The sequence below is a fragment of the Candidatus Methylomirabilota bacterium genome, assembly GCA_036001065.1.
Taxonomy (GTDB): Bacteria; Methylomirabilota; Methylomirabilia; order Rokubacteriales; family CSP1-6; genus MNEF01.
Genome location: DASYUQ010000232.1, coordinates 1 through 22,476, shown reverse-complemented (window position 1 = coordinate 22,476; position 22,476 = coordinate 1). Strand labels below are relative to the sequence as shown.

The 22,476-nt window shown below is 70.9% G+C and carries 22 protein-coding genes; 18 read left to right on the top strand and 4 right to left on the bottom strand.

The window, feature by feature from the left end:
* From VGV13_22360 to VGV13_22350, 3 genes are all read left to right on the top strand, one after another.
* On the top strand, nt 1-1,201 hold a 1,201-nt coding region (locus VGV13_22360; protein HEV8643820.1), incomplete at its 5' end, for a CoA transferase.
* 50 nt (nt 1,202-1,251) lie between these two features.
* Nucleotides 1,252-1,986 carry an enoyl-CoA hydratase-related protein gene (locus VGV13_22355; protein ID HEV8643819.1) on the top strand — a complete coding sequence of 245 codons (735 nt, stop codon included), beginning with the start codon at nt 1,252-1,254 and terminating at the stop codon, nt 1,984-1,986.
* 22 nt (nt 1,987-2,008) lie between these two features.
* Nucleotides 2,009-3,175 (top strand): acyl-CoA dehydrogenase family protein, encoded by a 1,167-nt coding sequence (locus VGV13_22350; protein HEV8643818.1) that lies wholly within the window; start codon nt 2,009-2,011, stop codon nt 3,173-3,175.
* A 33-nt stretch (nt 3,176-3,208) separates the two neighbouring features.
* Here the strand turns inward: VGV13_22350 and VGV13_22345 are convergent, their stop codons facing one another.
* Entirely contained in the window at nt 3,209-6,031 is a 2,823-nt protein-coding gene (locus tag VGV13_22345; GenBank protein HEV8643817.1) for a fused MFS/spermidine synthase, read from the bottom strand.
* Nucleotides 6,032-6,314: 283 nt separating this feature from the next.
* Here VGV13_22345 and VGV13_22340 point away from each other — a divergent pair, with 283 nt between their 5' ends.
* From VGV13_22340 to VGV13_22310, 7 genes are all read left to right on the top strand, one after another.
* A complete protein-coding gene (locus VGV13_22340) occupies nt 6,315-6,449 on the top strand; it encodes a hypothetical protein (protein ID HEV8643816.1) in 135 nt (44 codons plus the stop codon).
* A 225-nt stretch (nt 6,450-6,674) separates the two neighbouring features.
* Nucleotides 6,675-7,625 carry a hydroxymethylglutaryl-CoA lyase gene (locus VGV13_22335; protein ID HEV8643815.1) on the top strand — a complete coding sequence of 317 codons (951 nt, stop codon included), beginning with the start codon at nt 6,675-6,677 and terminating at the stop codon, nt 7,623-7,625.
* Nucleotides 7,626-8,192: a class I SAM-dependent methyltransferase gene (locus VGV13_22330; GenBank protein ID HEV8643814.1), complete on the top strand. Its 567-nt coding sequence runs from the start codon at nt 7,626-7,628 to the stop codon at nt 8,190-8,192.
* Nucleotides 8,193-8,280: 88 nt separating this feature from the next.
* Nucleotides 8,281-8,544 (top strand): helix-turn-helix domain-containing protein, encoded by a 264-nt coding sequence (locus VGV13_22325; GenBank protein HEV8643813.1) that lies wholly within the window; start codon nt 8,281-8,283, stop codon nt 8,542-8,544.
* A 26-nt stretch (nt 8,545-8,570) separates the two neighbouring features.
* A complete protein-coding gene (locus VGV13_22320; GenBank protein HEV8643812.1) occupies nt 8,571-9,521 on the top strand; it encodes an LLM class flavin-dependent oxidoreductase in 951 nt (316 codons plus the stop codon).
* Nucleotides 9,522-9,576: 55 nt separating this feature from the next.
* A complete protein-coding gene (locus VGV13_22315) occupies nt 9,577-10,275 on the top strand; it encodes an SGNH/GDSL hydrolase family protein (protein ID HEV8643811.1) in 699 nt (232 codons plus the stop codon).
* An 87-nt stretch (nt 10,276-10,362) separates the two neighbouring features.
* Nucleotides 10,363-11,115: a TerC family protein gene (locus VGV13_22310; protein ID HEV8643810.1), complete on the top strand. Its 753-nt coding sequence runs from the start codon at nt 10,363-10,365 to the stop codon at nt 11,113-11,115.
* Here VGV13_22310 and VGV13_22305 read toward each other — a convergent pair.
* Nucleotides 11,112-13,070, bottom strand: coding sequence for a cation:proton antiporter (locus VGV13_22305; GenBank protein ID HEV8643809.1), 1,959 nt, complete (start codon nt 13,068-13,070; stop codon nt 11,112-11,114). The genes VGV13_22310 and VGV13_22305 overlap by 4 nt on opposite strands.
* A gap of 105 nt (nt 13,071-13,175) precedes the next feature.
* Here VGV13_22305 and dusB point away from each other — a divergent pair, with 105 nt between their 5' ends.
* The 3 genes from dusB to VGV13_22290 are packed head-to-tail and all read left to right on the top strand — an operon-like array spanning nt 13,176 to nt 15,170.
* Complete coding sequence (gene dusB / locus VGV13_22300; GenBank protein ID HEV8643808.1) at nt 13,176-14,075, top strand: tRNA dihydrouridine synthase DusB; 900 nt, start codon at nt 13,176-13,178, stop codon at nt 14,073-14,075.
* Entirely contained in the window at nt 14,072-14,518 is a 447-nt protein-coding gene (locus VGV13_22295; protein ID HEV8643807.1) for a MaoC/PaaZ C-terminal domain-containing protein, read from the top strand. The genes dusB and VGV13_22295 overlap by 4 nt, the downstream gene beginning before the upstream one ends.
* A gap of 1 nt (nt 14,519) precedes the next feature.
* A complete protein-coding gene (locus tag VGV13_22290; protein ID HEV8643806.1) occupies nt 14,520-15,170 on the top strand; it encodes a class I SAM-dependent methyltransferase in 651 nt (216 codons plus the stop codon).
* Here VGV13_22290 and VGV13_22285 read toward each other — a convergent pair.
* Complete coding sequence (locus VGV13_22285) at nt 15,104-16,204, bottom strand: DSD1 family PLP-dependent enzyme (GenBank protein ID HEV8643805.1); 1,101 nt, start codon at nt 16,202-16,204, stop codon at nt 15,104-15,106. The genes VGV13_22290 and VGV13_22285 overlap by 67 nt on opposite strands.
* Before the next feature lie 246 nt (nt 16,205-16,450).
* Between VGV13_22285 and VGV13_22280 the strand changes: the two genes are divergently transcribed.
* Entirely contained in the window at nt 16,451-17,611 is a 1,161-nt protein-coding gene (locus tag VGV13_22280; protein ID HEV8643804.1) for an aminotransferase class V-fold PLP-dependent enzyme, read from the top strand.
* Between the two features lie 27 nt (nt 17,612-17,638).
* Here the strand turns inward: VGV13_22280 and VGV13_22275 are convergent, their stop codons facing one another.
* The gene (locus VGV13_22275; protein ID HEV8643803.1) at nt 17,639-17,962 is read right to left on the bottom strand and encodes a hypothetical protein; all 324 of its coding nucleotides are present in this window, start codon (nt 17,960-17,962) and stop codon (nt 17,639-17,641) included.
* 166 nt (nt 17,963-18,128) lie between these two features.
* Here VGV13_22275 and VGV13_22270 point away from each other — a divergent pair, with 166 nt between their 5' ends.
* From VGV13_22270 to VGV13_22255, 4 genes are all read left to right on the top strand, one after another.
* A complete protein-coding gene (locus tag VGV13_22270) occupies nt 18,129-18,947 on the top strand; it encodes a MaoC family dehydratase (protein ID HEV8643802.1) in 819 nt (272 codons plus the stop codon).
* Nucleotides 18,948-19,074: 127 nt separating this feature from the next.
* The gene (locus VGV13_22265; protein HEV8643801.1) at nt 19,075-20,283 is read left to right on the top strand and encodes an acyl-CoA dehydrogenase family protein; all 1,209 of its coding nucleotides are present in this window, start codon (nt 19,075-19,077) and stop codon (nt 20,281-20,283) included.
* Nucleotides 20,283-21,401 (top strand): acyl-CoA dehydrogenase, encoded by a 1,119-nt coding sequence (locus tag VGV13_22260; GenBank protein ID HEV8643800.1) that lies wholly within the window; start codon nt 20,283-20,285, stop codon nt 21,399-21,401. The genes VGV13_22265 and VGV13_22260 overlap by 1 nt, the downstream gene beginning before the upstream one ends.
* A gap of 13 nt (nt 21,402-21,414) precedes the next feature.
* On the top strand, nt 21,415-22,476 hold a 1,062-nt coding region (locus tag VGV13_22255; protein ID HEV8643799.1), incomplete at its 3' end, for a CoA transferase.

The following is a 22,476-nucleotide window of genomic DNA, read 5'->3' as shown; positions in this document are numbered from 1 at the left end:
ACTCGCTGCCGTGGCGCTGCCGCTCGAGGGACTGGTCGTCGCGGACCTGACCCAGAACGTCGCCGGACCGTTCTGCACGCAGATCCTCGGCGACATGGGCGCCGACGTCGTCAAGATCGAGCGGCCCGACCGCGGCGACGACGCCCGCGCCTGGGCGCCGCCGTACTGGGGCGACGAGAGCGCCTCCTTCCTGGCCATGAACCGCAACAAGCGGAGCCTGGCGCTGGACGTCAAGACCGAGGCCGGGCGCGAGGTGCTCCGGCGCCTGGTCGCGCGCGCGGATGTGTTCGTGCAGAGCCTGCGCGCCGGGGCGGTCGCGGAGCTGGGCTTCGACTTCGCCGCCGCCAGCCGGCTCAACCCACGGCTCGTCTACTGCTCCGTCAACGCCTTCGGGACGCGCGGTCCGCTGCGCGATCTGCCCGGCTACGATCCGATGATGCAGGCCTACGCGGGGCTCATGTCCGTCAACGGCCATCCCGGCCAGGAGCCGGCCAGGGTCGGCACGTCGATCGTCGACATGGGCACCGGCCTGTGGGCGGCCCTGGGCATCGTGGCCGCCCTCCGTCAGCGCGACGCCACCGGCCGCGCGGTGGACGTCAGTACCGCGCTCTTCGAGACGACGCTCATGTGGGTCTCCTACCAGGCCATGGGCTATCTCGGCTCGGGCGAGGTCCCCACCCCGCAGGGCTCGGGCACGGCGATGATCGCGCCCTACCAGGCCTTCCCCACCACGGACGGCTACGTCATGATCGCAGCGCCGTCGGACACGATGTTCTCGCGGCTGGCCGAGGGACTGGGCGTTCCCGACCTCGCCCGTGATGCGCGCTTTGTGGACAACCCCTCGCGCGTCCGCCATCGGGCGGCACTCATCGAGGCACTCTCGGCCCTGACCCGCGAGAAGAAAGCCCGCGAGCTGGTCGAGGGGCTGCGGACCCGCGGCGTGCCCTGCTCGCCGATCCTCACGATCGACGCCGTGCTCGAGGAGCCCCAGACGCGCGAGAGCGGGATGCTCCTGAGCGCGCCGCACCCGCGCCTGCCCGACTACACGAGCATCGGGCTGCCGATCCAGTGGAACGGCCGCCGGCCCGAGGTGCGCCGCGTCCCGCCCCGTCTGGGCGAGCACAGCGAGGACGTGCTGACCGGGCTGGGCTACACGCGGGACGACGTGCGCAGCCTGCGCGCGCGGGGGGTGATCGCCTGACCTATCGGCATCTCCTGGTCGAGCGCGCGCCGGACGGGTACGTCGTCACCGTGACGCTGAACCGCCCCGAGCAGATGAACGCCATGACCACCGCCATGGGCGAAGAGATCATCACCTGCTTCGACGGCTTCCAGCGCGAGGCCCTCGTCCGCGCGGTGGTCTTCACGGGGAGCGGCGAGCGCGCCTTCTGCGCCGGCGGCGATCTCAAGGAGCGCAACGAGATGTCCGACGCGGCCTGGCGGGCCCAGCACGTGGTCTTCGAGCAGGCTGCCTTCCGCGTGCTGCGCTGCCCGGTGCCGGTCATCGCCGCCGTCGAGGGCTACGCCCTGGCCGGGGGCTGCGAGCTGGCCGTGCTCAGCGACTTCATCGTGGCCAGCGAGACGGCGGTCTTCGGCGTGCCGGAGACCACGTTGGGAATCTTCCCCGGCATCGGGGGGAGCCAGCTCCTGCCCCGCATCCTCGGCGCGCCGCTGGCCAAGGAGCTGATCTTCACGGGCCGCCGGATGGCGGCCGCGGAGGCGAAGGCGGCCGGGCTCGTCAACCACCTGGTGCCCCAGGGTCAGGCCCGCGCCAAGGCGCTCGAGATCGCAACCACCATCGCCCAGAACGGGCCCATCGCCGTGCGCCAGGCCAAGAAGGCGATCGCCTACGGTCTCGAGACCGACCTCGACACCGCAATGATCCTGGCCGTCGAGGCCTACAACGCCACCGTCGTCACTGACGATCGCCTCGAGGGCGTGCGGGCCTTCAACGAAAAGCGCAAGCCCCATTTCCGGGGAAAATAATCCGATCCAAAGGGACATAGCCATGGCGGTCATCAACCTCACCCTCACCGACGAGCAGCGCGCGCTCCGGGACGGCGTCGCCGAGATCTGCAAGCACTACCCCGGCGAGTACTGGCGCGCGCTCGACGCCAAGCGCGAGTACCCCGAGGCCTTCGTCGACGACCTGACCAAGGCCGGCTATCTGGCCGCCCTCATCCCCGAGGAGTACGGCGGCGCCGGGCTCGGCATCACGGAGGGCGGGCTGATTCTCGAGACGGTCCACGCCGCCGGGGGCAACGCGGCGGCCTGCCATGCCCAGATGTACATCATGGGCACGCTGCTCCGCCACGGCAGCGAGGCTCAGAAGCGGGCCTACTTGCCGAAAATCGCCTCGGGCGAATTGCGGCTGCAGGCCTTCGGCGTCACCGAGCCCAACGCGGGGTCGGACACCACGAAGCTCCAGACCACCGCGGTGCGCCGCGGTGACCGCTACGTCGTGAACGGCCAGAAGATGTTCATCTCCCGCGTGCTGCAGTCCGACCTGATGCTGCTGCTGGCGCGCACGACCCCGGTGGACAAGGTCCAGAAGCGTACCGAGGGGCTGTCCGTCTTCCTGGTGGACATCCGCAGCATCAAGGGGCTGGAGGTCCGCCCGCTGCGCATGATGATGAACCACTCCACCAACGCGCTGTTCTTCGACAACATGGAGATCCCGGCCGAGGCCCTCATCGGCGAGGAGGGCCAAGGGTTCACCTACATCCTCGACGGCATGAACGCCGAGCGCATCCTGGTGGCCTCGGAGTCGATCGGCGACGGCCGCTGGTTCGTCGACAGGGCGGTGGCCTACTCCAGCCAGCGGGTGCTCTTCGGCAAGCCCATCGGCGCCAACCAGGGCGTGCAGTTCCCGATCGCCCGGGCCCACATGGCCGTGGAGGCCGCCGCCCTGATGCGCACCAAGGCCGCCGCGCTCTTCGACGCCGGCGAGCCCTGCGGCGCCGAAGCCAACATCACCAAGTACCTGGCCGCCGAGGCGGCCTGGGAGGCCGGCAACGCCTGCATCGACTGCCACGGCGGCTATGGCTACGCCGAGGAGTACGACGTCGAGCGCAAGTTCCGCGAGTGCCGCCTCTACAAGACGGCGCCGGTCAACCAGAACCTCGTGCAGGCCTACGTGGGCGAGCACGTGCTGGGCATGCCGCGCTCGTACTGAGCACCCCGTCGGGCTCGCCCCCACCGGCACCCGTCACCTCCCCACGGCTGCTCTGGCCCTCACCACCAGATCCTTGGCCCGGGCGTTCGCAGGCTCCAGTCGGAGGGCGGCTTCCGCGACCTCCAACGCTCGGAGGGCCTGACCCTCGTCCAGGGCGAAGGTGGCCAGGGCGATGCGCGCCTCAACCTGCCTGGGATCGACCGCGATCGCGCGCAGGTACGCGGTCTCGGCATCGCGCCTGCGGCCGACCTCGCGGTACCGGTGTCCCAACCCGACCCAGAATGGCGCGCGGCGCGGCGCCATCTGGACGCTGCGCTCGATGTACCCGATGCCGAGCAGCGACCGGCCCTGAGACGCGTAGGCGAATCCCAGCAGGTATGTCGCCTCGGCGTCCATGTCCCGGTCGGGATCGAACCCTTCGATACGTGGAAAGGGGGCCCCGCGAAGGCGGCCCAGGAGGTCCTCGAGCTGCGCGATGGTGTTCACGTACAGCGACCGCGGCGTGACGAACTCCAGCGTCGGCCGATCGTCGGTGTGGAGGCGGCGCATCGACTCCACGAGGCGCGCGACGCGGTCCTCGCCGATCACGAACGCGCCGAACAACGCGGCCGGATGCCAGATGCCGACCGACTGGAACTCCTCGCGCACGCCCGGTGTCGCGTTGAACCGCCGGACCAGCCGGTCGTACACCCACGGGACCGGCTCGATCGATCCGACCAGGAGCACGTCGCCCAGGCCCGAGCTCCAGATCTCCATCCGCGGGAAGACGGCGCGGAACGTGGCGACGAGCAGCCTGAACTCCGGCGCGGCCAGGCTGTTCGTGTGCATCCACTGGACCATGACCCCTCCGGGGTTCAGCCGCGCGCGGACGGTCTGATAGAACTCCAGGGTGAACAGCGCCCCCACGCCCGCCACCCAGATATCCGAGGCGTCGGAGATGACGACGTCATAGCGATCCGGCGACGCGAGCAGCCGGTTGCGGCCGTCGCCGACGATGACCCGGACGCGTCGATCGTGAAGGATCCCCCGATTCTGGCGGTCAAAGAAGCGCGCGGCGTCGATCCCGGCGGGCTCCAGCTCGACAATATCAATGCGCCGCACCGGATAGCGGGCGACCGCTGCCGCGGTCACGCCCGTCCCCAGGCCAAGCACGAAGACGTCGCGCGGACCGGGATGGAGGAGCATCGGCACGTGCCCGACGATGATCTGGTTGGCCATGTCGCGCGGATAGGTCGAGGCGTCGGTCTTCCCGTTCGATCGGTACACGAGATGGCCGCCGGACTCGTCGACGGAGATCGTGGTATTGATGCCGTCCCGGTAGTAGAGCAACCGCAGCTGGGCGACGCCCCGGGCCAGACCTTCGCTGGTGGCGAACATCGGCGCGAAGAAGCCGGTCCCGATGGCAAAGACCTCACGCGGCCAGGGCGGCAGCGTGACGACGATGGCGAGCGCGGCGAGCGCGGGGGCCTGGAGCAGCCAGCGCCGGCGCCCCCGCAGGGCCACCAGGAGCAGGCTCGCGCCCGCGATCAGGTTGGCGATCACGCCGACGATGATGGTCGCCCGCAGTCCCACGGTCGGGACGAGGACGAAGCCGGCGAGGTAGGCACCGACGACCGTGCCCGCCGTGTTGGCGCCGTAGGCCGTACCGATCGCCCGGCCCACGCGCGCCAGCGCGCCCCCCAGGCTTCCCACCACGGCCGGAAACGTCGCGCCCATCAGCAGGGCGGGGAGGAACGCGATGAGCGCGGCCAGGACGAAGTGAGAGGCGATCTGCCATCCGAAGGCGTCTCGAACAAGAGGGAAGACGCGCATCATCAAGAAGGGCAGGTGTGGCGCGATGAGCAGCGACGCGGCGCCCCCCAACCCCAGGAACAGCTCCATGACGCCGAAGGCCACCAGATGACCGGCCGGATCGAGGCGAAGCCGGCCGTAGAGGGCGCTGCCCAACCCCAGTCCGGCCAGCATGACCACCACCAGGGTGCCGAACGCATACACCGAGGAGCCCATGACCAGCCCCAGCAGCCGCGTCCAGACGATCTCGTACCCAATGGCGGCCAGCCCCGACAGCCCGAATCCCAGCAGCAGGAGCACGAGGGGCGCGCCCTCCACCCCGGCCTCGGGGCCAATGCCCGGGGTTCCGGCGCCGGCCCGGAGGGACGCCCCGTCTGCCGGAGCCACGAGATCACGGGCCTCCGCGCGCCGCCGCCCGGCGTCGAGCAGCAGCGCACCCGCGCCGATGAGCAGATTGACCGCCGCCGCAGCCCCGACCGCGGCTGTGAGCCCAAGGGTGGGCAGCAGACCGTACGTGGCCAGGGCCGCCCCGGCAGCGGCCCCGAGCGTGTTCCAGCCGTAGAGGGCCCCCACTCCCTGGACCGCCTCCCCACGGCCTACGACCCCGCGCGCGAGCAAGGGCACGGTGCCACCCATGAGCGCCGCAGGGGGCAGAATGACCAGCGCGCTCAGCATGAACTGCAGCCCCACGTACAGTCCGGGCCGGCTCTCAAGCCCCGGGTAGGCCGTCAGATAGAGCTGCTCGATCCCCTTGAACGCCCAGGGACTGGCGAGCGCGTAGAGCCCGATCCCGGCTTCGACCAGCCCGTAGATCGCCAGCGCCCACGTGGCGTGCCGGTCGGCCGCCCGGCCCCAGACCCACGCGCCGAGGGCCAGCCCTCCGAGGAACGCCACGAGGACCGTACTGGTGGCCAGCGTGGTGCTTCCGAAGACCAGCACCAGCCGCCGCATCCACACGATCTGATAGACGAGCGAGGCCGCCCCGGACGCCAGGGCCAGGAGCAGCAGAAGCGTCCGCGGTGTTTGTCGCGCGGTCACCGTACGCCGGACGGCCGGCGGGTCCAACGGTTCAGTCCTACAGAGCGATGACAAGGACGACGACCAGAGGGGATGCGGTGGTGATGTGATCGGGCAGCCACCGGTGTGGCATAACGTGAATGGCCTCTCCTCCAGGAAATCACGAGCGCGGCGATCCAGGCCAGCAAATTGTGAAGAGACGCGCCGCGCAAGCTGGAAGAATCCCCTGGTATGGAGCCTGGGTCCGATTGAGAAGCGGTTTCTGGTTGCGTCTGGGCTCCACCACCCTCACGATCCTCAAGGCCGCGCGCGCGGCGTCCCCCGAGCGCACGTGCGCACGTTCCGCGAGCGCCGCCTCTACAAGACGGCGCCGGTCAACCAGAATCTCGTGCTGGCCTACGTGGGCGAGCACGTGCTGGGCATGCCGCGCTCGTACGAGGGGTCTCAGACCGTCTCGGCCGGCTAGTGCCGTTCCAACTATTCGCGCCTAGGAAGGCACCGTGTACGTCGTTCGTGGACAGATTTAGTATCAACAAGTTGGAACGGCACTAGGTCTCCTCCGGTGCTTGGGCCTCACCGCCGCCACGGCGATTCCCCAGCGCGCGCAAGCAACGCCTCCGACTTTTACGACACGTCGATGGAGTGATACAGTGACCGCCAACATTGTGATCTGTCTTTCTCGGGGGAGACCATGAAGCTGCCGGAGCGGGTGAGGATCTGCGAGGTGGGGCCGCGGGATGGATTCCAGATCGAGCCCGAGTTCATCCCGACCGAGCACAAGATCGAGGCGGTCAACCTGCTCGCCGAGGCGGGCCTGCCCCGCATCGAGGTGACCTCCTTCGTGCACCCCAAGGTGGTGCCGCAGCTGCGCGACGCCGAAGAGGTCATGGCCCGGATCCGCCGGCGCCCCGGCACCCGCTACTCCGCCCTGGTGCCCAACGACAAGGGCGCGGTGCGCGCGGTCGACGCCGGCGTGGACGAGATCCACACGGTTGTGTCGGCCAGCGAAAGCCACAACCTCGCCAATGTGAACATGACCATCGCCGAGTCGATCGACAAGCTCCGGGCGGTGATGCAGGTGGCCGAGCGCGCGCGGATACCCGTGGCCTGCGGCATCTCCACGTCGTTCGGCTGCCCGTTCGAGGGCGAGGTGCCGCTCGGCCAGCTCGAGCGCGTCGTCCGGCGCCTGGTGGACATCGGGGCGCGGGCCATCGGCCTCGCCGACACCACCGGCATGGCCAACCCGCGCCAGGTCGCGCGGACGCTCGAGCACCTGATGCCGAGGTCCCCCGGCCTCGAGTGGACGCTCCACACCCACGATACCCGCGCGATGGCCATCCCCAACATCCTGGCCGCGATGGACTGCGGCGTGACCCACTTCGACAGCTCCATCGGCGGCCTCGGCGGCTGCCCGTTCGCGCCGGGCGCCTCCGGCAACGTCTGCACCGAGGACCTCGTGCATTGCCTGCAGGCGATGGGGGTGGAGACCGGCATCGACCTGGACCGGCTGATCGCGGCCTCCCGGCGCGTGCAGGAGATCGTGGGCCGGATGCTGCCGGGCCAGATCGTCAAGGCGGGCAAGTCGGACCGGCGCTACCCCCTGCCCGACGGCGTTGCCGCGCGGCTCCCCAAGGCCGTCTGAATGACCAAGCAGGCGCGGCGCATGCTGGCCATGATGGATCGCGCCACGTCGCTCTGGCACATCCCGGTCATCGGGCGCCCCAAGGGCCGTCTCATCCGCCGCCTGATCGAGCGGCACCGGACCCAGCGCGCCATCGAGATCGGCTCGCTGCTGGGCTACTCGGCGATCCTCATCGCGGGATCACTCCCGCCCCGGGGCCGGCTGACCTGCGTGGAGGTGAACCCCTATCTCGCGAGGTTCGTGAAGAGCAACGTGGCGATTGCCGGGCTCGGCCGGAAGGTCAAGTTGGTGGTGGCCGATGCGCTGCGCGCGATCCCCCTCCTGGGCGGGCGCTTCGACTTCGTCCTCATCGACGCGGCGAAGGAGGATTACCTGGACTACCTCCGCCAGCTCGAGCCGAAGCTGGCGCCGGGCGCCGTCGTCGTGGCCGACAACACCGGGATCTACCGCCGGGACGTCGCCCCCTATCTCGAGCACGTCCGGAACGCGGGCCGCTACACCTCGCGCGCGTACGACTTCGGGGACGACGCGATGGAGGTCAGCATCCTGCGCGGAAGGATCACGTAAGCGGCCGCGGGGCCAGGCCCGTGTACTCCGCGCGCGGCCGGATGAGCCGGTTGTCGGCGTACTGCTCGAGGCTGGTAGCGTGAGGCCGATGATCGTCCTCGACGGCGAGGAGTACCTGACTGTCCACGAGGCGGCGCGTCTACTCGGCGTCAAGCGCGCCACGCTGTACGCCTACGTGAGCCGCGGGGTGCTCCGCAGCTACCGCCAGGGCATCAAGCGCCAACGGCTTTACCGCCGGGCCGAGGTGGAGGCGCTGCTGCGCGTGGCGCCCAGCGGGCGGGGAGCGGACGCGGCCCCCCGGCGGCGGGGACCGCGCGAGATCCCGCTGGCCGAATCCTGGATCAGGGACTGACCGCCGGCGGTTCGTCCGGCAGCGTGATGAAGCTCGCCGCTTACCTCATTCCCGGACGCGATCTTTCCCAGACGGTGGGGCTCGCGCGCCACGCCGAGGCGCTCGGCTACGAGAGCGTCTGGGTCACTCACGGGCTGGGCCGGGACTCGTTCCTCGTCCTGCAGGCGTACGGCGCGGCCACCTCGCGGATCGGGCTGGGCAACGGCGTGGTGCCGATCTATCCGCGCCACCCGGTGGCCATGGCCCAGGCGGCGCTCACGCTGTCGGAGCTGACGGGCGGACGGTTCCGGCTGGGCATCGGCGTGAGTCACCGCGCCACGATGGAGGCGATGCTCGGCGTGCCGCTGCGCGAGCCGCTCGCCGTCATGCGCGAGTACGTCGCCGTCCTGCGCGGCGCGCTGGGGGCCGGCGCCGAGGTCGAGGGCCAGCACTTCCGCGTCCACTGGAGCCTGGCCGTGCCCCAGCGCCCACCGGCGCCGCCGATCTTCCTGGCGGCGCTCTCGCCGAAGATGCTCGAGCTCGCGGGGGAGATCGCCGACGGCGCCGTGCTCTGGCTCACCCCGCCCGCGTATGTCCGCCGGGTGGCCGTGCCCGCCCTGGAGCGCGGCCGGCGCCGGGGCGGCAAGACGCTCGCCGGTTTCGAGATCGTGGCGGCGGTGCCGCTCGCCATCACCGAGGACCCCGCGGGCGCGCTGGCGGCGTTCCGGGCCGAGCTGACCCGCTACCTCGCGCTGCCCTTCTATCGGGCCATGCTCGAGAACGCGGGCCTCGGGGAGGAGCTGGGCGCGTTCGACCGCGGCGGCGAGGTGCCGGAGCCGCTGGCGCAGGCGCTCGGCGCCGTGGGCGATGCCGCCCGCGCGCGGGCCTACGTTCAGACGTATCGGGAGGCGGGCGTCACGCTGCCGGCCGTGCGACCGATCACGTTTCCCGACGCGCCGTGGTACCGCCGCACTCTCGAGCAGGCAGCGGGATGGTAGGGCGAGCCGCAGGGCGGCCGCGGAGCCGGAGGCGAAGCGCGCCCGAGGCGAGCCCATGAATGGCAGAGCGCTGCTGGTGGCGGCGCTCCTGGCCGGCTGCGCCGCGCGGCCGGATGCTCCGCACCGGTTGCCCGCGGATCGGAGCGAGCCGGTCGTGTACGTCGCCCTGGGGGACAGCACGGTGCAGGGCGTGGGCGCCAGCAGCCCCGAGCGCAACTACGTGAGCCGGCTCTACGAGCGCCTGCGCGCGGTCTACCCGCTGGCGCGCGTCGCCAATCTTGGCGTGAGCGGCGCCACCTCCGCGGACGTCGTGGCGGCCCAGCTCCAGCGCGCCGTCGAGGTGCGCCCGCACCTCGTCACGCTCTCGGTCGGCCCCAACGACATCACCCGGGGCGTCCCCGTCCGGCAGTACGAGCGCAACATCGACGCCATTCTGGCGGCACTGACGCGGGAGACCCGCGCGGTAGTGGTCGTGAACCTCCTGCCCGACCTGGCGGTCACGCGGCGGTTCCGGGGCAGCCCGCAGGAGGGTGCGGTCGGGAGGCTCACCGTGCAGTTCAACGACGCGCTCCGCAGCCGGGCCCGCCAGCACGGTGTCGAGCCGGTGGATCTCTACTCGGCCAGCCACGAAGAGGTACCGAGACGCCCGGAGCTGCTCGCCACCGACGGCTATCATCCGTCCGACGCGGGCTACGCGCGCTGGGCCGAGCTGATGTGGCGGGGCATCGAGAAGAGAATCGCCCACGGCGGATGAGCGCGTGCTGCTGCACTCCCCACGACCACGCCTGACCGGCCGCGCGACCGGACCCGGGGCGGGAGAAATTCTCGCCGGAGAACATCCATGAGTGATCTGCTGACTTACGATGCCCTGATCGCGCTGGTGACGTTGACGGCGATGGAGATCGTGCTCGGCATCGATAACCTCGTCTTCATCACCATCCTGACCGGCAAGCTCCCCCCGGCCCGGCGCTCGCTGGGGCGCCGCATCGGACTCGGGCTGGCGCTCGGCATGCGCATTGCGTTGCTCCTCACGATCACCTGGATCATGGGGTTGACGACGCCCCTCTTCCGCCCGCTCGGCCACCCCGTCTCCGGGCGCGACCTGATCCTCATGGGCGGCGGCCTCTTCCTGATCTTCAAGGCCACCCGCGAGGTCTACGAGAAGCTGGAGGTGCCGCAGGAGGAGGCGGCGTCCACCTCGGGCGGGCGGGCGACGCTCGGCGCCGTGCTCATCCAGATCATGCTGATCGACGTCGTCTTCTCGCTGGATTCGGTCATCACGGCGGTGGGTATGGCCGACCACGTCGTCGTGATGGTGACGGCGATGGTCATCGCGATGGTGATCATGATCGTCGCGATCAACGGAGTGGGCCGCTTCATCGAGCGCCATCCCAGTATCAAGATGCTGGCCCTCGCCTTCCTCCTCCTGATCGGCGTGATGCTGGTGGCCGAGGGCATGGGGCGCCACGTCGAGAAGGGCTACATCTACGTGGCCATGGCTTTCTCGCTCTTCGTCGAGCTCCTGAACATGCGGTACCAGAAGCGCCGCCGGCCCGGGAGGCTGCACCGGCGCTCCGAGGGCGAGCGCGGTTAGATCGCAGGCTGGTCCTGGCCCTGCCCCTCTGCCCGGGCGGCCGCCAGAAACGCCTCGATCTGGTGCGGCAGGCCGAACACGCTGATCCGATCGCCCGGCCGCAGGAGGGTCTCCGCCTCCGGGCTCAGGACGACGTCGCCGTTCGCCCGGACGATCCGCACGACCGTCACCCCGAACCGCTCCCTCAGCCGCGCCTCCCGCAGCGGCTGGTCCGCGAAGCTGTCCGAGCCCAGCGTCAGCTCGCGCACCGTGGGCCACCCCTGCCGTGTCTCGCGTCCGGGGGCGCCGCTGATGGCGTCTCTGAGGCATTCGAGATAGGCGACCAGGCTCTGCTTCGGCAGCGGGAGGTGGCCGAGTCCGCGACGGATCAGAGTCAGCCCGGCCTCCAGCTCGGGCTGGATCACCTCGGTCGCTCCGGCGGCGAGGAGGGGGGCGTGGGCCTCGCGGTGATGGACACGCGCGAGGATCGGGACCTGGGGGTTGAGCGCCCGGGTGGCGAGGACGGCCAGGCGCGCGTGGTCGTCCTCGGGAATGGTGACGAGCACCAGCGCGGCCCGGGCCACGCGGGCAGCCTCCTGGACCCGCCGCTGCGCCGCGTCGCCGAAGAGGCACGGAATGCCCCGGGCGCGCAGGCCCTTGACGATGTCCAGATCCATCTCGACGACGACATAGGGTAAACGGAAGGTCTCCAGGGCCTCGCCGACCGCGCTCCCGACGCGCCCAAAGCCGCAGAGGACGACGTGGTCCCGCAGATCTCCGGCCTCGGGCAGCGCCGGCTGCGGCGGTCGGGCCAGGCGCGCGCGGCCGATCCATTCGGTCGCGTACCGGACCAGGAGCGCGTTGACCAGGATGGTCAGCAGGGACGCGGCCAGCGTCGCGTTGTAGACGTCGCGGCCGACGTGCCCCGCCCGCCGGGCGACCTCCACCAGGATGAAGGAGAACTCCCCGATCTGCGTGAGCCCCACCCCGACGAGCAGGGCGGTCCACAGCGGGCGGCGGAACAGCCAGACGACCGCCGTCCAGATCACCAGCTTGCCGACGACGATGAGCCCCACCATGACGCCCAGCAGCGGCAGGTTCGACAGCAGGGTCCCGGGATCGATGAGGGCGCCGATCGTCACGAAGAAGAACGCGACGAAGACGTCGCGCAGCGGCAGCAGTCGGGCCAGCGTCTCGTGGGCGAAGTCGGACTCGCTGATCAGCAACCCCGCCAGGAACGCGCCCAGGGCCAGGGACAGGCCGACCGCCTGGGTCAACGCCGCCGTGCCCAGGCCGATGGCCAGCGCGACCAGGAGGAACAGCTCCTGGTTGTGGGTCCGGGCCACGCGCGTCATGAGGTGGGGCACGACCCGGGCGGCCAGGAACCAGAACGGGATCAGGATGAGGCCGGCCTTGCCCAGGGCGACCGCGATGGCGACGAGGCGCTCGCCTTCGAGCGCCAACTCCGGGATGAGGACGGTGAGGACGACGACGGCGAGGTCTTCGACCAGCGTGATCCCGATCATGACCCGCCCGTGGCGGGAATGGAGCTCGCCTCGATCGAGCAGCAGGCGGGCCAGGACCATCGTGCTGGCCACCGAGACCACGATGCCCACGATCGCCCCCTGCAGCGGCGGCCAGCCGAGGGCGACGCCGACGCCCATCCCAAGGCCCACGCACAGCACGATCCCCAGCGGGCCGCCGAGGACGGCCACCCATTTCACGCGGAGCAAATCTTGAAGGCTGAACTCGAGCCCCACGGAAAACATCAGCAGGACCACACCGATCTCGGCGAACAGCTCGAAGGTGCGGATGTCGGTGACCGAGGGCCCCGGCGTGAGGGGGCTGACGAGAATGCCGCCCAGCACGTAGCCGAGGATCAGGGGCTGGCGCGTGAGCCACGCGATGGACCCCCCCAGGACGGCGGCCACGAACACGTAGGCCAGATCGCGGAAGAAGACGGGGTCGGTGACCATGGCGACCTGGTGAAGGCCTCGCTTTCCTGATCAGCGCCTGCCCATGATAGCGCAGACCTTACAGCCTTTCGGCCGCGGGATGGGTCGTGTAAGGTGCTGTATGGAATGCTCCTCGACCTCCGCCTGGCCCCGATGGCGGGCGTGACGAACGCGCCCTTCCGGCTGATCGCCCGCGAGTGCGGCGCCGGCCCGCTCACCAGCGAGGAGATCGACGCCCGGGCCCTCATCGAGGGCAACGAGCGCACGCGCGTCCTGGCCCAGTACTTGCCGGAAGAGCACCCGATCGCGTTTCAACTCCTGGGCGGCGATCCCGACGTCGTGGCCGAGGCCGCCCGCCGGCTCGAGGCCGCCGGCGCCGATGCGATCGACCTCAACATGGGCTGCCCGGTGCCCAAGATCGTCGCCAAGGGTCACGGCGCGGCGCTGATGCGCGACGGGCTGCGCGCCGGCGTCATCTTCCGGACCGTGCGCAAGGCGGTCGGCGTGCCCTTCACGATCAAGATCCGCGGAGGCTGGGACGACCGCACCGTCAACGCCGTGGAGATCGCGCAGATCGCCGAGAGCGAGGGAATCGACGGCATCACCGTCCACCCGCGCACGCGCTCCCAGCAGTACACGGGCCGGGCCCCCTGGGAGATCATCGCCAGCGTCGTGGACGCCGTGCGGGTGCCGGTGATCGGCAACGGGGACGTCCGCAGCCATGAGGACGCGGCGGCCATGATCCGCGCGACGGGTTGCGCCGCCGCCATGATCGGTCGTGGCGCCCTGGGGGCGCCCTGGATCTTCAGGGCCGGGAGCGTCTCGCGGGACGAGCGCGCCCGGATCATCCGGCGTCACTCGAAGCTGATCGAGGCCCACCTGCCCGAGCGGCTGGCGCTCGCCCAGCTCCGCAAGCACCTCGCCTGGTACTCGACCGGCCTGCCCTGCGGCGCGCGGCTGCGCCCGGCGCTCTTCCAGGCGCCCGACGCCGCCGGGATTCAAGCGCTCTTCTGGGAGGCCTGGTGAGGCAGCTCTACTTCGAGGACTTCACGCTCGGCGACCGCTTCCGCAGCCCGTCCAAGACGCTCACCGACGCCCATTTTCTCTTTTTCGCCGGCATGACCGGCGACGCCCATCCGATCCACTACGACGACGAGTACGCCCGGAAGACCCGGTTCGGCCGGCGCCTCGCCCACGGGCTGCTCCTCACCTCCCTGGGCGCGGTGGGCGCCTCGACGCTGGGGCCGCTGATCGAGGACTCGATCGTCACCTTCGTGGAGCAGTCGTCCCGCTTCGTGGCCCCGGCGTTCATCGGTGACACCATCCTTCCCGAGCACGAAGTCACCGCCCTGGAGCGCAAGCGGTCGGCCGGACTCGTCACGCTGCGGGTCACGCTGACGAACCAGCGTGGCGAGCTGGTTCTGGAGGGGCAGCACCGCTACCTGATCGCCTACCGCCCGGCCGCGTGACATGACGAACCGGAAGCTCGACGTCGGCTGCGGCACCCTGGACGAGTCCAAGCGCGCACGCTATCGCCGTTACGGACTCAACCCTGACGAGTACATCGGCGTCGACCACGCGCGCATCCCCGGGGTCTCGGTCGTCGCCGATCTCGACCGGTCGCTTCCCTTCGCCGACAAGAGCGTGGACGAGATCGTGGCGGTGCACCTCCTGGAACACGTCCGGGACCTCGAACACACCATGCGGGAGTTCCACCGGATTCTGAAGCCCGGTGGCCCCTTGCGCGCGTGGGTGCCGCACTGCTTCAGCGCGATCGCCTTCGGCGACACCACTCACCGGCGGTTCTTTGCCTACGATAGCCTCTCCCAGTTCGATTCACGCCACCCCACCGGCTACTACTACGACTTCCACTTCGAGTTCGTGCTGTCGCGAATGCAGGTGTTCCGGCGGTGGTACAAGCCTCGGCTCCTCGATCGGATCCTCGAAGCGATCATCAACAAGAATCAGTCGCGGGGACAACGGTTCCTGAAGGTCCTGCCCTACAAGGAGTGGGAGATCTACTTCCACCTCCGCAAGCCCGTCGGAGGGATGAGTCAGTCCGACCGCCCGCGCGCGGCGATGTCCCAGACCGCCTCGACCTCGGGCCCGCGCACCGCGTAGACGCGGTCGTAGAGGTTGAAGGTGGGGTCGCAGTGCGGCGGGAAGAACTCGATCCGCTCGCCCAGGCGGGGCGGGCGCGAGGGGTCGGTGATCGTCAGCCGACCGTGCTCGTCGCCGGCAAAGCCGTAGCTGATCCCCGGGCGCTCGACCGGCTCGGGCGGGAACGGCTTATCGGTGGAAAACGCCTTGAGGCCGGCGTCCACCATCGCGCGGTCCGCGGTGGGCACGCTCACGACGGTGGCCACGACGGTCAGCGCCATCTCGAAGCCCGTGAAGGCGTCGCTCTCGCGCCCGCCGATTCGCCGGTAGTCGAGATCCATCACGCAGTAGGAGCCGGCCTGCAGCTCGGTGAGCCCGTCCAGCTCCACGTCGATGTCGTAGGTGCCCGTCGAGCCCCCGGCCACGATCTCCACGGGCAGGCCCGCCGACTCGAAGAGCCGCCGCGTCTCCAGCAGGGCCGCCAAGGCCACGTGCGAAGCGTCCCGACGCGCCTTCCAGCCCACGACGTGCGCGCACTGCCCAGCATAGCCCTGGAGCCCGCGCAGCCGGAGGGACGGGTGGGCGGCCACCAGGCGTCCCAGGGCCAGGGCGGGCGGGCCGGGCTGGGCGCCGGTGCGGCGGCCGCCGACGTCCACGTCGACCAGCACGTCGACCACACGGCCCTCCGCCCCGGCGGCGCGTCCCAGATCGGCGACGTTCCGCGCGTCGTCCACGACGACCAGCGTGTCCGGCGCCTCGGCCAGCAGGCGCAGCAGCCGGCGGATGGACGGGGGCGCGACGATCTCGGTGGTGATGAGCAGGCCGCGGATGCCCGCGCCGGCCATCACCTCGGCCTCGCCCAGCTTGGCGCAGGCCACGCCGAGGGCGCCGGCGGTGATCTGCCGCCGGGCGATCTCGGGACAGCGATGCGTCTTGGCGTGCGGGCGCAGGTGCTTGCCCGCCGCCCGCACGTGCGAGGCCATGCGCGCAAGGTTGCGCTCGAAGCGGTCGAGGTCGAGCAGCAACGCGGGGGTCGGGATGCCGTCGCGGGTCATGATCGGGCGCTTACTCTATCACGCACGGGGCCGCGTGCGGCCTCGCCCACGGCCGCCCGGAGGCTCGCACGACCTCTCGTATACTCGCCTCGGACGGGCAGGGCCCGTCCTGCGGCTCGCACCACCTCACTCAGGCTCGCCTCGGACGGGCAGGGCCCGTCCTGCGGCTCGCACCACCTCACTCAGGCTCGCCTCGGACGGGCAGGGCCCGTCCTGCGGCTCGCACCACCATGCTAAACTCGCGCTATGTCCGGACGGCCCTTTCTCCAGATTCCCGGTCCCACGCTCGTCCCCGACCGGATCGTGCGCGCCATGTCGCAGCCGATCATCGATCACCGGGGTCCGAAGTTCGAGGCGCTCGTGCACGAGTGCCTCGAAGGCCTCAAGGGGATCTTCCAGACCGAGCGCGGGCGCATCGCCCTCTATCCCGGCTCCGGCACCGGCGCCTGGGAGGCGACCCTCGTCAACACGCTCTCGCCCGGGGACCGCGTGCTGGCCTGCGTCAACGGCTTCTTCTCGACGGGCTTCGCGAAGACGGCTGCCGCCTTCGGGGTCGACGTGGAGCGGATCGAAGTGCCGTACGGCGCCGGCGTGGCCGCGGCTCAGGTGGAGGCACGCCTGCGCGCCGACGAGGCGCGCGAGATCCGCGCCGTGCTCGTGGTCCACAACGAGACCTCCACCGGCGTCACGTCGAACGTCGCCGCCGTGCGCGCGGCGATGGACCGCGTGGGCCACCCGGCGCTCCTGCTCGTGGACACCGTCTCCTCGCTGGCGTCCATCGACTTCCGCTTCGACGCCTGGGGCGTGGACGTGGCGCTGACCGGCCCCCAGAAGGGTCTCATGCTGCCGCCGGGCATGGCGATCCTGGCCGTGAGCGAGCGCGCCGTCACCGCCAGCGAGAAGGCCACGTGCCCGCGCTCGTACTGGGACTGGCAGCCGGTGTTCGAGCGCAACCGCCGCGGGCAGTTTCCCTACACGCCGGCGACCGCGCTGCTGTTCGGCCTTCGCGAGGCGATCGCCATGATCGACGAGGAGGGCCTGCCCCAGGTCTTCGCCCGCCACGCGCGGCTGGCCGAGGCGTGCCGACGCGCGGTGCGCGCCTGGGGGCTCCCGCTGCTCTGCCGCGATCCCGCCGAGTACTCCAACACGCTCACGGCCGTGGTGATGCCGCCGGGCTACGACTCCGACGCGTTCGTCGCCCAGGCCTACCGCCGGGTGAACCTCTCGCTCGGCGTCGGCCTGGGTGACGTCAAGGGCAAGGCCTTCCGCATCGGCCACCTCGGTAGCCTCAACGAGCTTGATCTGCTCGGCGGGCTGGCCGGGGTGGAGATGATGCTGAAGGAGTTCGGCGTGCCCGTGAAGCTCGGCGCCGGGCTCGGCGCCGCCGAGGAGTTCCTGCTCAGCTGATCTACGGAGCGTGACCCCGCGCCCCCGTCATCGGGGCGGGAGCGCGCGCAGCAGATTGCGCTGCTGGATGCCGCTGCTGACGGCGGGATCGAGGTCGGGACGGCGCGGGCCGGGCCGGACGCCCTCGCGGACCAGAGCATCCCGGCGCTGCTCGGCCTCCATCTCCACCACCGCCCGCCCGACGTCCTGGGTCACCACCTGCACGTTGGGCCGGGGATGGACGACGAACCGCCTTCGTTTCAGCTCGGTCTGAAGATCGGTGCGCCCCGGCTCCGAGGCGCTCTGCGCCCCGGCCTCGACGGCGAGCCATCCGATCGAGAGCACGACGGTCACTGCGAGCCACCACCGCATCACGGCACCCTCCTGCTGTCAGCCTACACCCGCCCGTCAACTCACGCTGACGTCGTCGCCGAGCACCCGCGCCGATGCCACGGCCGCGAGCCGCTTCCTCGCGGATAGGGAGTCCGCGGGGATCATGGCTTGTGAAGATCCGCCCGCCCGACGTAGACTCCGCGCGATGCCGGAATCGCTGCCCGAGCACCGGGTGAAGGCCCGCAACACGTCGGGCACGGGCGAGAACAAGATCCACGACGACGCGGTGGCCCGCCGCTACGGTTTCCGCGGCGGCCTCGTCCCCGGCGTCACCCTCTATGCCTACCTCACCCAGCCGCTCGTGGCCACGCTGGGAGCGCCGTGGCTCGCGCGCGGCACCGCCAGCGTTCGCTTCGTGCAACCCGTGCTGGATGGCGAGGAGGTGACCGTGACGGGCGCGATCACCGCGCGCGACCCCAGCGGCGTCACCGCGAGCCTGGCGGCCGCGACGGCGGCGTCGGACGAGTGCGCGGTGGCGACGGCGATGCTGCCGGCGAGGCTGCCGACGCCGGTGAACATCGCGCTCTACGGCGCGGCGCCGCTCCCCGCCGAGCGGCCGCCGGTGAGCCGGGCGCTGCTGGAGCGTCCGGGGCTGCTCGGCACGCCCGAGGCGCTGTACGACGAGGAGCGCGCCGCCACGTTTCTCGACGGCGCGGCGGACCCGCTGCGTCTCTATCGCGGGCCCGAGGGGTGGGCGCATCCGGCCTTCTTCCTCGACCAGGCCAACCGCGCCCTCGACCGCAACGTGCGCCTCGGCCTCTGGATCCACGTGTCGAGCCGTATCCGCCACCTCGGTGGCGCCCGCGTCGGCGAACGGCTGGAGACACGCGGGCGCGTCCGCTCCCTCTACGAGAAGAAGGGCCGCGAGTACGTCGAGCTGGACCTCCTCATCGTCGCCGGACCCGCCGCCCGGCCCGTCGCCCACGTGCTGCACACGGCGATCTATCGACTGCCGCCGCCCTAGGCGGTTGCCCGGGCGCTGCCAGCGTGGTAGAAGCGTTCGAGCGCCGGCTTCGCCGGCACCATCGGATTCGGAGGGCCGTTGAGGGCCCTCCGTTGAAAGATATGGGCATTCGTCCCAGGAGGCCCCGATGGATCTGAACTACTCGCCCGAGGACCGCGCCTTCCAGGCCGAAGTGCGGCGGTGGTTCGAGACCAACCTTCCGCGCCACGAGCTCAGGACGCCCGACGAGCGCAAGACGTGGCACCGCACGCTCCACGACGCGGGCTACGTGGGGATGGGCTGGCCCCGCCAGTACGGGGGCGGGGGCGCCACGCCGATGCAGCAGGCCATCGTCGCCGACGAGATGGCGCGCGTGAACGCGCCTCCCACCATCAACGGCCTCGGCATCGGGATCGTCGGGCCGACGATCATCGTCCACGGCACCGAGGCGCAGAAGCAACGCTACCTCAAGAAGATCCTGGCGGCCGAGGAGCTGTGGTGCCAGCTCTACTCCGAGCCCAACGCGGGCTCGGATCTGGCCAGCCTCAAGACGCGGGCCGAGGACAAGGGCGAGCGTTTCGAGGTAACCGGGCAGAAGATCTGGACCAGCGGCGGCCTGATCGCCGACTGGGGGCTCCTGCTCGCCCGCACGGACTCGACGGTGCCCAAGCACAAGGGCATTTCGTGCTTCCTCCTCACCATGCGCCAGCCGGGCGTGGAGGTGCGCCCGCTCAGGCAGATCACCGGCAGCGCCCAGTTCTCGGAAGTGTTCATGACCCAGGCCCGGGTCGAGAAATCCGACCTGATCGGGCGGCTCGGCCAGGGCTGGGAGATCGCGCAGACGACGCTCTCGTACGAGCGCGGCGGCAACTCGCTGGCCCGCGTCACCCGCTACGCCTCCGCCTTGAACCAGCTGGTGAAGGCGGCCCGGGAGCTCTCCCGAGGCGGCCGGCCGCTCATCGACGATCCGCTGGTCCGGAGCAGGCTGGGCCGCATCTACGCCGAGCTGGAGGTGCAGCGCTACGCCGCGCTGCGCGTGCTGAGCGCGCTCCAGAAGGGCGAGGCGCCGGGGCCGGCCTCCTCGATCACCAAGCTCTCCTACAGCGAGTTCGAGAAGCGGATGCACGAGCTGGCCCAGGAGATCCTGGGTCCCTGGGGCCAGGTCACGGCGGGCGCGCCCGACGATTTCTCGGAGGTGGACACGTCCTCCGGCGAGCCCGGGACCTGGGCCACGGCCTTCCTCTGGTCGCGGGCGGGGACCATCTACGCCGGCTCCTCGGAGATTCAGAAGAACGTCATCGGCGAGCGCGTCCTCGGGCTGCCCAAGGAGCCGCGCGCCGACAGGACCAAGGCCTGATGAACTTCGCCTTCAACCAGGACCAGCAGCTCCTCAAGAACTCGGCCCGCGCCTTCCTCGACGAGCACTGCAAGTCCGCTCTGGTCCGCGCCCTGGGGGACGACCCCCGGGGCGAGAGCGAGGCGATGTGGAAGGACATGGCCCAGCTCGGCTGGCTCGGGCTGTCGCTGCCCGAGACGTATGGCGGCAGCGGGCTCGGCATGGTCGAGACCGCCATCGTCCTCGAGGAGATGGGGCGGGCGGCATATCCCGGCCCCTACTTCCCCACGATGCTCGCCGCCGGCGCTGTCGCCCTCGCCGGGGGCGCCGAGCAGAAGAGCCGGTGGCTGCCGGCGATCGCGACGGGGAGCGCGCGGGCAACCGTCGCCTTCCTCGACGCCCAGCTCGACTGGGAGCCGAGCGCGCCGGCGACGCGGGCCGACAAGACGGCCAGCGGCTGGACGCTCACGGGCACCAAACACTTCGTGCCGTGGGCCCACGTGGCCGACGTGCTGCTGGTGCCCGCCCGTGCGCCGGAGGGCCTCTCGCTTTTCCTGGTGGATCCCTCGGCGCCGGGCCTCAAGCTCACACCGGTCACCGGCATAGATCTGGGAGCGCGCTGGACCTCGCTCGCGCTGGACGGCGTGCCCGTCCGCGCGGATGCCCTGCTCGGCGAATCCGGCCAGGCGGCGGCGCTGCTGGCGCGACTGCTCCGGCGGGGGGCGGTGGGCGCGGCCGCCGAGATGCTGGGCGCCGCCCGCCGCTGCCTCGACATGAGCGTCGCCTACGCGAAGGTGCGCGAGCAGTTCGGCCAGCCCATCGGCGCCTTCCAGGCGATCCGCCACCGGTGCGCCGAGATGCTCCTGGAGGTCGAGAACTCGCACGCGGCGACCTACTACGCCGCCTGGGCGATCGACGCGCGCGCCGAGGACGAAGCGCTGGCCGCGTCGGTGGCCAAGGCCTACGTCGGGGAGGCGGCGCGGAAGGTGTGCGGCGAGGCGATCCAGGTGCACGGCGGCATCGGCTTCACCTGGGAGTACGACCTGCACATGTACTTCAAGCGGGCCAAGGCGCTCGAGGCCCAGTACGGCGACGCCGAGTACCACCGCGAGCTGGTCCTCGACCACGTCGCGAAGTAAGGGCGGCGTTCCCGTGACGCCGGGCCCGACCCCGCTCGACGGCATCCGCGTCGTCGACCTGACGAGCTACATCGCCGGCTCCTACGGGGCGATGATGCTGGCCGACCTCGGCGCGGCCGTCGTGAAGGTGGAGGCACTGGAGGGCGACTCGTTCCGCGAGCTGCCCGGCTTCTTCGGCTGGAATCGCGGCAAGCGCTCGATCGCGCTCAACCTCAAGACCGCCGAGGGCCGCGAGATCGTCGAGCGCCTGGCCCGCGAGGGCGACGTGGTGATGGAGAACTGGCGCCCCGGCGTCGCCGATCGTCTCGGCGTCGGCCACGAGCACCTGCGGGCGCTCAACCCCCGATTGATCTACTGCTCGGTGACCGCCTTCGGCTCCACCGGCCCCTACGCCGACCGGCCGGGCTTCGACCCGCTGCTCCAGGCCCTCGGCGGGCTCATGACGCTGCAGGGCTTCGGCGGCCCGCCCCAGTATCTACGGACCGCGCCGACCGACTACTACACGGCGGCCATCGCGACCCAGGCCATCCTGGCCGCGCTGTTCGTGCGCGAGCGCACCGGGCGCGGCCAGCGGATCGAGACGTCGCTGCTGCAGGGGGTCATGGCGCTGCAGTCCGGGATCGTCATGGATTACCCGACCAAGCCGACGCTGATCCGCGAGAACCCGACCTACCGGCTCTACGAGGGGAGCGACGGGGCGTGGTTCTTCGTGGCGTGCGGCAACCAGTCGTTCTGGGTGAAGCTCTGCAAGGCGCTCGGCATGGAGGAGTTCGCCGACGACGCGCGCTTCGGCTCGTGGCTGCTGCGCCTGCGCAACAACCAGGACCTGCTGCCGATCATCGAGAAGCGCTTCGGCGAGAAGACACGCGCCGAGTGGCTGGAGATCCTGGCCGCCCACGACATCCCCGCCGCGCCGGTGAAGACGGTGCTGGAGTTCATGGACGATCCGGCCGTGAAACACCACGACATGGTGCACGAGTACGACCATCCCGACGTCGGCCGCCTGCGCCTCATGGGCCAGCCGCTCGTCTTCGCCGACACCCCCACCCGTGACCCCGGTCCCCCGCCCACGCTC